The 12,063-nt window shown below is 66.3% G+C and carries 13 protein-coding genes; 8 read left to right on the top strand and 5 right to left on the bottom strand.

Annotated features, from left to right (window positions below; translation table 11 throughout):
- Positions 1 to 12: 12 nt before the first annotated feature.
- The 6 genes from C7455_RS10655 to C7455_RS10630 all read left to right on the top strand — a co-directional run bounded on the left by C7455_RS10655 (position 13) and on the right by C7455_RS10630 (position 5,609).
- Complete coding sequence (locus C7455_RS10655; RefSeq protein ID WP_109668012.1) at positions 13 to 870, top strand: LysR family transcriptional regulator; 858 nt, start codon at positions 13 to 15, stop codon at positions 868 to 870.
- 90 nt (positions 871 to 960) lie between these two features.
- Positions 961 to 1,923: a TAXI family TRAP transporter solute-binding subunit gene (locus C7455_RS10650; RefSeq protein ID WP_109668010.1), complete on the top strand. Its 963-nt coding sequence runs from the start codon at positions 961 to 963 to the stop codon at positions 1,921 to 1,923.
- On the top strand, positions 1,920 to 2,390 hold the full coding sequence (locus C7455_RS10645) for a DUF1850 domain-containing protein (protein WP_245904296.1): 471 nt from the start codon (positions 1,920 to 1,922) through the stop codon (positions 2,388 to 2,390). Before C7455_RS10650 ends, C7455_RS10645 begins: the two co-directional genes overlap by 4 nt.
- On the top strand, positions 2,390 to 4,372 hold the full coding sequence (locus tag C7455_RS10640; protein WP_109668009.1) for a TRAP transporter permease: 1,983 nt from the start codon (positions 2,390 to 2,392) through the stop codon (positions 4,370 to 4,372). Before C7455_RS10645 ends, C7455_RS10640 begins: the two co-directional genes overlap by 1 nt.
- Positions 4,373 to 4,548: 176 nt before the next feature.
- Positions 4,549 to 5,076, top strand: coding sequence for a phage tail protein (locus tag C7455_RS10635; protein ID WP_109668008.1), 528 nt, complete (start codon positions 4,549 to 4,551; stop codon positions 5,074 to 5,076).
- A gap of 2 nt (positions 5,077 to 5,078) precedes the next feature.
- Positions 5,079 to 5,609 (top strand): GNAT family N-acetyltransferase, encoded by a 531-nt coding sequence (locus C7455_RS10630; RefSeq protein WP_109668007.1) that lies wholly within the window; start codon positions 5,079 to 5,081, stop codon positions 5,607 to 5,609.
- 6 nt (positions 5,610 to 5,615) lie between these two features.
- On the opposite strand, the gene C7455_RS10625 is transcribed toward C7455_RS10630, so the two are convergent.
- On the bottom strand, positions 5,616 to 5,951 hold the full coding sequence (locus tag C7455_RS10625) for a DUF6916 family protein (protein WP_146199984.1): 336 nt from the start codon (positions 5,949 to 5,951) through the stop codon (positions 5,616 to 5,618).
- 221 nt (positions 5,952 to 6,172) lie between these two features.
- Here C7455_RS10625 and C7455_RS10620 point away from each other — a divergent pair, with 221 nt between their 5' ends.
- On the top strand, positions 6,173 to 7,315 hold the full coding sequence (locus C7455_RS10620) for a Hint domain-containing protein (protein ID WP_245904295.1): 1,143 nt from the start codon (positions 6,173 to 6,175) through the stop codon (positions 7,313 to 7,315).
- A gap of 85 nt (positions 7,316 to 7,400) precedes the next feature.
- On the opposite strand, the gene C7455_RS10615 is transcribed toward C7455_RS10620, so the two are convergent.
- Entirely contained in the window at positions 7,401 to 8,189 is a 789-nt protein-coding gene (locus C7455_RS10615; protein WP_211315478.1) for a sulfurtransferase, read from the bottom strand.
- A 272-nt stretch (positions 8,190 to 8,461) separates the two neighbouring features.
- Here C7455_RS10615 and chrA point away from each other — a divergent pair, with 272 nt between their 5' ends.
- Entirely contained in the window at positions 8,462 to 9,679 is a 1,218-nt protein-coding gene (chrA, locus tag C7455_RS10610; RefSeq protein ID WP_109668203.1) for a chromate efflux transporter, read from the top strand.
- 7 nt (positions 9,680 to 9,686) lie between these two features.
- Here chrA and C7455_RS20135 read toward each other — a convergent pair whose 3' ends face one another.
- From C7455_RS20135 to C7455_RS10600, 3 genes are read right to left on the bottom strand one after another with little or no spacing between them, the layout of a single operon-like run.
- Positions 9,687 to 9,860 (bottom strand): hypothetical protein, encoded by a 174-nt coding sequence (locus C7455_RS20135; RefSeq protein ID WP_170119055.1) that lies wholly within the window; start codon positions 9,858 to 9,860, stop codon positions 9,687 to 9,689.
- Positions 9,857 to 10,990, bottom strand: a complete 1,134-nt coding sequence (locus C7455_RS10605) for a YeeE/YedE thiosulfate transporter family protein (protein WP_109668003.1) — start codon at positions 10,988 to 10,990, stop codon at positions 9,857 to 9,859. Before C7455_RS10605 ends, C7455_RS20135 begins: the two co-directional genes overlap by 4 nt.
- Complete coding sequence (locus C7455_RS10600) at positions 10,980 to 11,951, bottom strand: sulfurtransferase (protein WP_245904294.1); 972 nt, start codon at positions 11,949 to 11,951, stop codon at positions 10,980 to 10,982. Before C7455_RS10600 ends, C7455_RS10605 begins: the two co-directional genes overlap by 11 nt.
- Positions 11,952 to 12,063: the final 112 nt, after the last annotated feature.

Below are 12,063 nucleotides of genomic sequence, written 5' to 3'. Positions count from 1 at the left end.
CAGGGGCCACACATGACCTTCGACCAGCTGGAGACCTTCCTGGACCTGTGCGACACGCGCAGCTTCAACCGCACGGCGGTGCGGCTGGGGGTGACGCAATCGACCGTCTCGGGGCGGATCGGCGCGCTGGAACAGGCGCTGGGCTGCCGCTTGCTGGATCGCAGCCGGTCGGGCACCGCGCTGACCACCGAAGGGCTGCGGTTCGAACCCCATGCCCGCAGCCTGCGCCGCGGCTGGATGGCCGCGCGCCAATCGGTGCAAGCGGCGGGAAGTTCTGCGATGACCATGCGCATCGGCATTCAGCACGATCTGCTGGGCGACCGCGTCGCGGCCATGGTGGCCGCCCTGCAAGACGCGCTGCCCGGCACGGCCCTTTATGTCGAGGCGGATTATTCCGCGCAGATGTGCACGGACGTGATGGCGGGCGCTCTGGATGTGGCGGTGCATTACACGCCCAAACCCCACCCCGACCTGCATTTCGAGACGCTGGGCGCGGTCGCCTATGTCATGGTCTCGACCGAGGCCACGACGCTGGCCCAAGTCCGGTCCGATACCTACGTCTTGCCCAACTACGCCCCGGCCTTTTCCGCAACCCATGCCGAACGTCTGCCGATGCTGTCGGTGGGCGCGGTGTCGAGCGGGCAGAACGCCGTGATCCGTGGCCTTCTGACAGGCTTGGGCGGCAGCACCTATGTCACCCGCGACACCGCGCGGGAGCTTGCGGCCGCAGGGCAGGCCCAGCGCGTGGCGGATGCTCCGCAGATCGACCAGCCGGTTTATGGCGCGGTCCATCTGCGCAACCGTCATCGCGGCGCCTATCGCCGGGTGCTGTCCTTGATGCGGGGTCATCTGGATGCGCGCGTGGCCTGAGCGGGGATGGCGCGCGCCCCAAGGGCTTGGCGCGCGGCCTCTTGTTCATTAGAACAGCCGGACAACAAACCTTTCAGGGAGGTAAAAACCATGTCGTTCTTCAAGGCTCTCGCGGCCAGCACGCTTGTCGCCACGGCCGTTCCCGCCTTTGCGCAGGAACAGCTTTCGATCGCCACGGGCGGCACCGGCGGCGTCTATTATCCGATCGGCGGCGGTCTGGCCGAGATCATCAACGCACAGGTCGAGGGCTATTCGGCCACCGCCGAAGTCACCGGCGCCTCGGTCGAGAACATGGGCCTGATCGCCACGGGCGACGCCGACATGGCTCTGGCGCTCGCCGACACGGTCGCGCAGGCCTATAACGGCACGGGCCGGTTCGAGGGCCAGCAACTGCCTATGGTGCGTGGTCTGGCCTCGGTCTACGCCAACATGGTGCAGATCGTGGCGCTCGAAAGCAGCGGCATCACCTCGCTTGAGGATCTGCGCGGCAAGCGCGTGTCCGTCGGCGCACCAGGCTCGGGCACCGAGGTCAACGCGGATGCGATCTTGCAGGCCAACGGCATCACCTATGACGACATTGACGAACAGCGCCTCAACTTCAACGAGACCGCCGACGCGCTGGCCAATGGCGACATCGACGCGGGCTTCTGGTCTGTCGGCGCGCCCACCTCGTCGATCCTGAACCTTGCGACCACCCAGAGCATCGTCATGATCGAGTTGACCGAGGCCGAGCTGACCGCCGCGCGCGAGGCCGATGCCACCTTTGCCGTCACCACATTGCCCGGCGGCAGCTACACCGGGATCGACGGCGACACCACGGTTCTGGGCATCCCGAACGTTCTGGTCGTGTCCTCGGAGATGTCCGATGATCTGGCCTATGCGATCACCCGCGCCATGTTCGAGAACATCGCCGATCTGCAGGCGGTCCACCCGGCGGCCAACGAGACCACCGTCGAGTTCACGATGACAGCGACCCCCGTGCCGTTGCATCCCGGTGCCATCCGCTACTACGAGGAAATCGGCGCCGACATCCCGGACGCGCTGCGTCCGTGAGACCGGGGATCGGAGGGGGGCTTCTTGCCCTCCTCCTTCTCGCCGGCCCGAACGCCGCCACCGCGGGCGAGTTGGTCGCCACGCGGTCCGACGGCACCGAGATTGCGCGCCTGCCCGTCCCCGTCGGGGCGGGCTGGTGTGTGCTCTGGCATCATTCCGTGCAGGGGTTCGAAGTGTCGGACTGCTATGAGAACCGCGATGGCCGGATGGTGCTGGTCCGCACGCATCTGCCCGATTTCGCCGCGGGTCTCGACCATATCCCCGGTCGCGGGCGGCAGGTGTCGGACGGGCAGGGCGGATACTTCATTCTTGATATCGACGAACCCGTGCCCGGTGACGCCTATGTGCTGCGCCCCGGCGGGCCGGAGGTCGATCACCGTTTACAGGTCGGCGACACGGTCGTGTCGCTGTCTGCGCTGGCCCCCCGCGACCGGGTGCGGATCGCCCTGACAGGAGATGAGAACTGATGGTCACCGAGCCCGACGTCGACATGCGCCCCTATGAGGCCCCGCAGCCCGCCATCGTGCTGCGCGTCATCACCATCGTGGGCATCGCGCTGTCGCTGTTCCAGCTTTATGCGGCGGGCCTCCAACCGCTGGGCCTGTTCTTTCAGCGGCCCATCCATCTGGGCTTCATTCTTGTCCTGTGTTTCCTGATCTACCCGGTCTTTGGCCGCCACCGCCCGCGGGGCGCACTTGGCTGGGCCATCGACGCGGTGCTGATCGTGTGCGGCGTGGTGGTGGGGGCATGGGTGCCGCTCAACATCGACATCATCGCCAATCAGGTCTTTCCGCGCGACATCGATGTCTGGATGGGCGTGTTGACCATGATCGTGGTGCTGGAGGGCGCGCGGCGGGCCGTGGGCCTTGGCATGACGATCATCGGGGCGTGTTTCATCGCCTATGCTTTTGCGGGCAGCCGGGGCGAGTTGCCCTTCCTCGCCGACTGGATGCCCGGCATCCTCAACCACCGCGGATATTCGCTGGAACGCCTCGCCAGCCAGATGACGCTCGGGGCCGAAGGGATCTACGGCATCCCGCTGGGCGTGGCCGCGACCTTCATCTTCGTCTTCGTCCTCTTTGGCGCCTTTCTGGAAGTCACCGGTGCGGGCAAGTTCTTCATCGATCTCGCCTATGCCGCAACGGGCCGTCAGCGCGGCGGCCCGGCCAAGGCCGCCGTTATCGCCAGCGCCGGCATGGGCTCCATCTCGGGCTCGGCCATCGCCAATGTGGTCACCACCGGTGCCTTCACCATCCCGCTGATGAAGCGGCTTGGCTACCGTCCCGCGCAGGCGGGCGGGATCGAGGCTGCGGCCTCGACCGGCGGGCAGATCATGCCACCGCTGATGGGGGCGGGGGCCTTCCTGATGTCGGAATTCACCCGCGTGCCTTACGTCGACATCGTGCTTGTCTCGATCTTTCCCGCCATCCTCTATTTCGGGGCGGTCTATCTGCTCGTGCATATCGCCGCCGTGAAACAGGGCATGACCGGCATGTCCGCAGATGAATTGCCCAGCGTCCGCAAGGTCTTGGCTGAGGGCTGGCATTTCCTCTTGCCGCTGGTGGCGCTGGTGGCGCTGCTGGTCGCGGGCTATTCGCCCATGCGCGTGGGTTTTTACGCGATCCTGTCCATTCTTGCGGCGGCGGCAGCCAAGGCGCTGTGGACCTACGCCGCCAACGGACCCACGGCAGCGGGCTTTGTCGCCATGTGCCAGCGGGGCGTGGCGCTGACGCTTCAGGCGTTGGAACTGGGTGCGCGCAACGCTGTCGCCGTCTCCATGGCCTGCGCCGTGGCGGGCATCATCGTGGGCGTCGTCGGCCTGACGGGGCTCGGGCTCAAGTTCTCGTCGATGATGATCGCCTTTTCGGGCGGCAACCTGCTGCTGGCGCTGCTCTTGGTGCTGATCGCCAGCCTGATCCTTGGCATGGGGCTGCCGGTGACGGCGGCCTATATCGTGCTGATCATCCTTGTCGGTCCGGCGCTGACGCAGGAATTCGGCATCCCGATCCTGATCGCCCATCTGGTGGTGTTCTGGTATTCGCAAGACAGCAACGTCACGCCGCCCGTGGCGCTTGCGGGTTTTGCGGGCGCGGCCATCGCCGGGTCGAAACCGATGGAGACCAGCCTTCAGGCGTGGAAATACGCCAAGGGCCTCTATCTCATCCCGCTCTTCATGGTGTTCAACGAAGAGATCATTCTGGGCGGCCCCCTGCCGCTGGTGATCTGGAGCGGGGCGATCGCCATCATCGCGCTGGTCGCCTTCGCCGCCACGCTCGAGGGGTTCTTGTGGCGTTCCATGGCGCTGTGGCAGCGCGCGGCGCTTGTGCCCGGCGTGATCGCGGTGTTCTGGCCCGACCTGCGGGTCGAGGTTGCGGGGGTCGCGCTGATCCTCGTCATCCTTGGCCTGAACTGGTGGGGCAGCCGGGGGATGGCGCGCGCGCCCGCCTGAGCCGCTGTTCACGCGAAAGATTTCCTCTCATCGCTTAAACAAGTTGACGAACTATCGTTTTGAATCTTACCTACGGGTAAGGCGATCTCCGGCTGTGTAAAAAGTGCTATTTTGAAGGCATTTAGTTGAGAATCCGGCGATATAGATTCAATCTGAATATTCAAAACGGGGGAATCATGGCGGAGCCATTCATCGGCCAGATCTATCTGGTCGGCTTCAATTATGCGGCGCGGGGGTTCGCACTGTGCGACGGGGCGCTCACATCGATCGCGGCGAACAATGCGTTGTTCGCGCTGCTTGGGACGACTTATGGCGGCGATGGCGTGACGACGTTCGCGCGTCCCGACCTGCGCGGGCGGGTGCCGGTGGGCCAGGGCAACGCGCCCGGCGGCAGCGGATACACCTTGGGCGAGCGAGCGGGCAGCGAGACGACGACCCTGACCCCGCCCAATATGCCCGCCCACACGCATCCTGCATCGCTCATGGTTGAAAACGGTCCTCCCGCGGGCACCGACCCTGTCGGCAACATGTTCGCTCAGGCGAATATCTACGTCCCGCCCGGCCGGGCGCCCGATGTGGTGATGGCGGCCTCTTCGGTGCAGATTGGCGCTGTGGGCGGCAACATGCCCTTCAACAACATGCAGCCGTTCCTGGTATTGAATTACCAGATCGCGCTGGTGGGCATTTTCCCGACTCGGGATTGATCATGGGAATGCCGGTGACGCAGCAACAGGCGCCAAAGCCGGACAGTCGGCAGATCGCGTTCCGCGTGATCCATGCCACTGACACCGATTTCCTCTTCCGCGTCTATGCCAGCACGCGGGAGTGGGAGTTTCGCCTGACCCTCTGGAGCGAGGCGGAAAAGCAGGCTTTTCTGCGCCGCCAGTTCGACCTGCAAGATCGCCACTATCAGGTGACATTTCCCGACGCGATACGCCGGATCATCACGCAGGGCGCAGTGGATATCGGGCGGCTTTATGTCCAGCGGCAAGATGCTTGCCTGCGCATCATCGATTTCTCGCTGCTGCCCGAGGCGCGGGGGCGCGGCATTGGCACCGATATCTTGCGCAGCTTGATGAACGAGGCGCATGGCGGAAAAGTGCCCGTAAGGCTGAACGTGGAACGCGCCAGTCCGGCGCTGCGGCTCTACCTCAGGCACGGTTTCACACCAACCGGCCAAACGGGCCATCATGTCGCGCTGGAATGGCGGCCTGCCACCGGCCCGCGCGAGATCTGAGTAAGCTTAGTTGAATACCGCTTCGTACAAGGTGCAATCATGATCTTGCCGGAAGGGCGACACGAACAGCGTCAGCGGCCCGATATGCGGATAGCTCAGCGCCATCAGGCCCGGCCGCAGCACCGGCTCGCGCGGGCCGATCAGCGTCAGGGCAAACGCCTTTCGCGGCGGGTAAACCACGCCTCCGATCTCGAGATGATTGTCGCGCACCGTGGAGCCTTCGAAGATCTTGATGTTGTCCAGCCGCAAGACCAAGGGCCCCGCCACGCTGTTGACGGTGAAATCCTGCCCGATATGGGGGCGAAAACTGTCGGCGGTGGCGGTAACAAGGTCGATGGTCATGGCGGCGTCCTTTTTCGCGGTTTCATGCTTGTGGCGCGCCTGTGGTCCGCGATGCAAGGGCCCGAAGCCATGCGTTTCGTCTGTGTGAATTGGCACAGACAGCCCCGGGTGACGGCGCAGATGATCGCATCCAAGGCCGCGCGCAAGAGCGTGTCACGATGCGGCTGTTCCGGCGTTGGGACTTTTCTCCCAATTCTGATTGTCTTTTTTAGGAGGGCGCAATGCCTGTAACGACGAATGTCCTGGGTGGCGGTATTGCCTTCAACGAATGGCACGCGATCAGCTTCACCAGAGATTTTAATGGAGACGGCATCGGATCTGGTTCCCGCGATGGCTACTTTGAATTCATCAACGTTTCCGCAAACCCGATCGACATAGGTGGATACGAGCTTTGGGTCGCCAACTCGAGCGCGACCGCGATGGTGCTTGCCCATACCGTTCCTGTCGGCACCATCCTGGCACCGTCGGCCACCTATACCATCGTGTCCGCGCAACCTGGCGGTGGCGGGTCGCTCACAAATGTCGTGGGCCAAGGTGCTATAGCGGACGTGGAATTCCTTCAGCTTACATCGGTCAATACGTTTCTGGTCGATCCGGCCAATAATTTCATCGTCCTCACCGAAAGCGGTGGTGAGGCGTTCTTGACCGACGACATTCTCTCGGCCAGTCTCAATCCGGCCAATCTGCAGGGACAAGACATCGTCGATCTACCCGCCGCGGAATCATCCGTCGGTCGCTTCCCCGATGGCGAAGCGGATTCTTGGCAGAATACTCAAGGCCCCACACCCGGAGAGCCCAATTGCTTCCTTGCAGGCACGCGGATCGCAACACCTGACGGCCACGTCGCGGTCGAGGATCTGCGCGTCGGCGACACCATCCTGTCCGCCGATGGCGCGTCGGTCGCGGTCTTGTGGGTCGGGCGTCAGACCGTCGCCACCCGCTTTGCTCCCGCCGACCGCCTGATGCCCGTCTGCATCAGCGCCGGGGCGCTGGGCGATGGCCTGCCGCTGCGTGATCTGCGCCTGACCGCCGATCATGCGCTTATGATCGATGGTGTGCTGGTGAATGCCGGTGCTCTGGTCAACGGCACCACGATCCGCCCTGTGCCCCTGGACGAACTGGGCGGCAGCTACACCGTCTACCACATCGAGACCGAGGCCCATCAGGTCATTCTGGCCGAAGCTGTGCCCGCCGAGACCTATATCGACTATGTCGGGCGGCAGGCTTTCGATAATTACGGCGAATACCTCGCGCTCTACGGCGCGGATCGCGCCATCGCCGAGATGGGCGTGCCGCGCATCACCTCGGCCCGCCAGCTTCCGCCCGCGCTGCGCGCCCGGCTTGCCCGGGATATCGCTGCCTGAGACCGACAGACCTCGACCGGCACTTTGCCGCGCCGGTCGGGCCTGCCAAGACAGGGTCCACCACGCCCAGTGCGTGGTGGATCACTCAGCAATTGTTGTCCGCACCCTCGGGCCGAAGGACAGGGCAGCTTTCGTCCGCTGCCCAATCGGCGAAGCCAAGGTAGTAGACCCGGACATCCTTCTGCCCTGCGACCACGGCCGCAAGGGCCGCCAGCGCCCCGCGTCCGCCGCCATTGCAATGGGTGACGACGGGCTTGCCGGCCTCGATCCCGGCGCGCGCCATCAACTCGGTGATCTGGTCTGCTGGCTTCATCAAGCTGCCGTCCAGCAGGTCGGCATGGGCCAGCAGCGCCGCCCCCGGCAGATGGCCGCCCCGGGCATTGCCCCTCAGATCCTCGCCCCAATGTTCCGCTTGCGTGCGCGCATCCAGCACCTGCACGCCTGCCAGATCCCCCGCCAGCCCGCGCCGCTCGGCCAGACCCACAGGGCCGCTGCCTGCCTCCAGCCTGAGCGGTCCCTCGTGCCGCGCCTCCTGTGCCGGGGGATGGGTCAGGGCTGCGATCCCGCCATTCAGCACCACCGCCGGAAGGCCGAAATACTGCAAGATGAACCAAACCCGGGCGGCCTCGGTCATCCGCCCGTCATCCATCACCACACTGACGGCATCGTGCCCTACGCCAAGCGCCTCAATCGCGGCTTGCCAATGGCCAAGATCGTCGAACCCCGATGCGCTGCGCCGCGCGGCGGCGATCCAGTCCTCGATCGGCACATGGATCATGCTCTGGGGACCATCCTCTTTGGCCGCGACATGGACAAGCCTGATCGCCCCGAGCGTGGCAATCTCATCGGCGGTGACAAGAGGGGTGGTGGGCATGGCGGCTCCGAGGGGCTGAGGCACCCCCTTATCCCGCACCGCCGCGCCTTGGCCAAGCCCCGATCGGTCCGATGCCATCCCGCCGCGCCCAGTGGTTTTGGGCCTGCGGTCTTGCGGCGCGCGCCGAACCGCGATCAAGATGCGGTCGAGCGCCGTCGCCGGGTGCGGGGCGCCTGTCACAAAGGGTTCACATCATCGCGCCAAACGGGCGCAATGGTCAGGCAATGCTGCGCGCCGACCGGCACGATCCCATCCACAAGGGCAGAGGCACAATGATCGACAGCACCGACAGGGCTGACCCCACCCGCACGACCGGCACCCCGGCCGAGGTCTTCGTGACCTTCCTCAAGCTCGGCCTCACCTCTTTTGGCGGGCCCATCGCGCATCTGGGCTATTTCCGCGACGAGCTGGTGATGCGGCAGAAATGGCTGAGCGATGCGGCCTATGCCGATCTGGTGGCCCTGTGCCAGTTCCTGCCCGGTCCGGCCTCAAGCCAAGTGGGGTTTGCGTTGGGGCTGATGCGGGCTGGTTGGCTGGGGGCGCTGGCCGCCTTCACCGCCTTCACGCTGCCCTCGGCGCTGGTGTTGGTGATCTTTGCGCTGACGGCGACTGCCATTTCGGGGCCGATCGGCACCGGGGCGCTCGACGGTCTCAAGATCGTCGCGGTGGCCATCGTGGCGCAGGCGGTCTGGGGCATGGCGAAAAACCTCTGCCCCGACAAGGAACGGGCCGCCATTGCGGTGGGTGCGGTGGTCCTGTTGGCCTTTTTGCCGACCGCATGGGGCATGGTCGGTGCGATCGGACTGGGGGCGCTCGCTGGCCTTGCGCTGGGGCGCGGGGCGGGCACGCCGGGGGGCGGGCCCATCGCCATGCCGGTGTCGCGCGGGGTCGCGGTCGGCGCGCTGGCGGCCTTCTTCGGCTTGCTGGTGCTGTTGCCGCTGATGGCGGGTCTGGGGCAGGGCTGGGCCCTGATCGACAGTTTCTATCGGGCAGGCGCTCTGGTGTTCGGCGGCGGCCATGTCGTTTTGCCGCTGTTGCAGGCCGAGGTCGTGGCGCCGGGCTGGGTCACCCCCGAGGCGTTTTTGGCCGGCTATGGCGCGACGCAGGCGGTGCCGGGGCCGCTGTTCACCTTCGCGGCCTATCTGGGCGCGGTGCTGGGGCCTGACCCCAACGGGGTGGCGGGGGCCCTCCTCGCGCTGCTGGCCGTGTTCCTGCCCGGTTTCTTGATCTTGATCGGCGTGTTGCCCTTCTGGGACCGCTTCCGCACCATGGCCCCGGCGCAATCGCTGATGCAGGGTGCAAATGCCGCCGTCGTGGGGATATTGGGGGCCGCGCTCTATGCCCCCGTCTTCACCGGCGCCATCGGCGATCTGCGGGACTTTGCGCTGGCGCTCGCCTGTTTCGTCTTGCTGATGACATGGAAGCTGCCGCCTTGGGTCGTGGTCATCGTGGCGGCCGTGGGCGGCATCGGGCTGGCGCTGATCGCCTGAGCCGTGGTCAGCGTGTGGGTGCCGGTGCCGCGCAATGCGCGACGCCTGCGGCCTGACCCGATCCCAGCGCCAGCAGGGGCGGCGCGCGGAACGGGTTGGGTTGGGCACTGACCGACAGGTCGAACACGATCAGCCCGCCGATCAGGCTGGCCACGGCCAGCATGGTGACCCGCCGCGTCATCGGCCCGCCTCCAGCCCGAGGGCAGGGCGCAACCGGATGCCCACCCATGATCCGGCGAAGGCGCAGACAAACCACACCCAGCCATGCAGACTACCGGTCGAGACCCCGCTGAAAAACGCGCCCACATTGCAGCCGAAGGCCAGCCGCGAGGAATAGCCGAGCACGAGGCCCGCGACCACGACCGCCACCCAGGCCCGCAGCGGCAGGCGCGGCAGGGGTTGCGTGAAGCCGTGCCGCCATGCCGCCACCACAAACGCCCCGCCGATCAGACCCAGATTGGTCAGCGACGTGGTGTCGGTCAGCAGCGTCTGGCGCACCCGCTCCGCATTGCCCTCTGCCGCCCAAAAGGCCGAAGCCGCAAGATCGACGCCCACCGCCTGCGCTCCCTTGGCCGCCCAAAGCCCAAGGCCGTAGACCACCCCCCATGGCTGGCCCGACACGACCAGATTGCCCAAGGCAAGTGCCGCGACCAGCCCGGCCGCGATCCACAGGCGGCGCGGCACACGCCGCTGACCTGGTGCTGCCAGAACCAGAAGCAGTGCTGCCACGGCGGCAAGGCCGGCAAGGGTCGTCACAAGGCCGCCCGTGCCCTCCAGCACGATGACCGGCAAGCTTCCCAGCCCTGTCCACCAATCGAGGTGAAAGGCCCCTGCAAAGCTGCCGATGGCGAAAAAGGGCAGGGCGAGAAGACCGACGGGATTGCCGCTGCCCGCGTTCACAAGCGTGCCCGATCCGCAGCCCAGAACGACCTGCATGGCGATGCCGAAGGTGAAGGCCCCGCCGATCATGGCAAGGCCCACGGGGGCATGGGCGCCGATCAGCTCCGCGCTGTTGGCGGTGATCAGCGGGATCGCCACGACGGCCACGAGACCGATGGCGAACAACTGCGCCAAAATCCCAGCCGGATCGCGGTTCACGATCATCTGCCGCCACGGCCCGGCAAAGCCGAAGCGCAACGCTTCCAGCGTCACGCCAAGGCCGAGGCCGATCAGGAAGATGAGGCCAAAGCGCGCCCCGGTCGCCGCCGATATTGCAAAGGCGGCGACAAGGGCAAAGGCGATCAGAACCGCCCGCTCGGGCCAGCGGCCAAGACCCTGATCCGGGGCGGCCGCTGTCGGGTCAGAAGACATCGACGATCTGCATCCACACGCGGCGCAGCGGGCCGGGGACATTGTCCATCGGATGGCCCGCGTTCGACCAGCCCACCATCGACTCCGGGTAAAGGCGCACGTTCTCGATGCCTGCCAATTCGCTCAGTGCGAACCAGTTGGTCGCGGCCCAATGGCCAGTGTTGCAAAACGAGATCAGGGCGGGTTCATCGGAATAGCCCGCCTGTTCTGCCAACGCCCGGGCCGAGGCTGCATCGACGATCGCGGGGCCACGGTCGAACCAGTTGGAATGGGTGAAGAACTGCGATTGCGGCAAGGTGCCGGGGCGGGCGGCGGCGTCATGGAACTGGCGGCCCTGCCAGAACGCCTCGGGGCGGGCGTCGATCAAGGTGGCCTCCGTATCCCCCTCGACCACGGCCAGCACATCGGCCTCCGTGGCCAGCCAGCGGTCGGAGAAGCTGACCTCGATCGTGCTGGGCACGGGGGTCACGGGGGTGGTGTCGAGCGGCTGGTTCGCCGCCGACCACGCCACGATCCCGCCGTTGAGGATGGCGAGATTGCCAACGCCGCTCGAGTGCAGGGTCCAGTAGACGCGGGCGGCGGCGCCGAAATCGGTCTCGTCGCGGCCCTGATGCACGATGACGGTGGGCCGGTCGGCGGTGACGCCCAGCGATTGCAAAACGCGCGTCAGCTCCGCCTCGGGGGGAACCTGTCCGGGGTTCACGTCGGGGCCGCGGAACAGCGCGTAGGGCGCGCTGATGGCGCCCGCGATATGGCCTGCGGCATAGGTGCCGACCTCGCCCGGCGCACCGGGCGCGCGGATGTCGAGGATGAGCGGCGCCTGCGCTTCGATCACGGTGACAAGCTCGGCGGGCGCAAGAAGGGGGGGCAGCTCGACCTCGGCCCGGGCGAGGCCTGCGGCAAGGACGGCGGCGGCAAGGACGGGGACAAGGCGAGCGGTGGCGCGGAGGGTCATGGTCATCATCCGATCGGGGCTTTGTGGTTGTCCCTCGGATATGGAGCGCCGAAGCCGGGAGCAAGACGCGCTGCCGCTCCGCGTGGCCGAGGCCCGGAAACGGCCGTCTTGCAGGCGC

Source organism: Roseicyclus mahoneyensis, assembly GCF_003148775.1.
GTDB classification, from domain to species: Bacteria; Pseudomonadota; Alphaproteobacteria; order Rhodobacterales; family Rhodobacteraceae; genus Roseicyclus; species Roseicyclus mahoneyensis.
Note: the sequence above shows the minus strand (reverse complement) of the source record. Positions and strands in the feature narration are given on the sequence as shown.

Excerpts from the sequence above, each read along its gene's own strand:
- C7455_RS10635 (WP_109668008.1), top strand. The coding sequence starts at position 4,549 with ATGGCGGAGCCATTCATCGGCCAGATCTATCTGGTCGGCTTCAATTAT.
- C7455_RS20135 (WP_170119055.1), bottom strand. The coding sequence starts at position 9,860 with ATGACGCGGCGGGTCACCATGCTGGCCGTGGCCAGCCTGATCGGCGGG.
- C7455_RS10625 (WP_146199984.1), bottom strand. The coding sequence starts at position 5,951 with ATGACCATCGACCTTGTTACCGCCACCGCCGACAGTTTTCGCCCCCAT.
- C7455_RS10640 (WP_109668009.1), top strand. The coding sequence starts at position 2,390 with ATGGTCACCGAGCCCGACGTCGACATGCGCCCCTATGAGGCCCCGCAG.
- C7455_RS10615 (WP_211315478.1), bottom strand. The coding sequence starts at position 8,189 with ATGCCCACCACCCCTCTTGTCACCGCCGATGAGATTGCCACGCTCGGG.
- C7455_RS10620 (WP_245904295.1), top strand. The coding sequence starts at position 6,173 with ATGCCTGTAACGACGAATGTCCTGGGTGGCGGTATTGCCTTCAACGAA.
- C7455_RS10600 (WP_245904294.1), bottom strand. The coding sequence starts at position 11,951 with ATGACCATGACCCTCCGCGCCACCGCTCGCCTTGTCCCCGTCCTTGCC.
- chrA (WP_109668203.1), top strand. The coding sequence starts at position 8,462 with ATGATCGACAGCACCGACAGGGCTGACCCCACCCGCACGACCGGCACC.
- C7455_RS10655 (WP_109668012.1), top strand. The coding sequence starts at position 13 with ATGACCTTCGACCAGCTGGAGACCTTCCTGGACCTGTGCGACACGCGC.
- C7455_RS10630 (WP_109668007.1), top strand. The coding sequence starts at position 5,079 with ATGGGAATGCCGGTGACGCAGCAACAGGCGCCAAAGCCGGACAGTCGG.
- C7455_RS10605 (WP_109668003.1), bottom strand. The coding sequence starts at position 10,990 with ATGTCTTCTGACCCGACAGCGGCCGCCCCGGATCAGGGTCTTGGCCGC.
- C7455_RS10650 (WP_109668010.1), top strand. The coding sequence starts at position 961 with ATGTCGTTCTTCAAGGCTCTCGCGGCCAGCACGCTTGTCGCCACGGCC.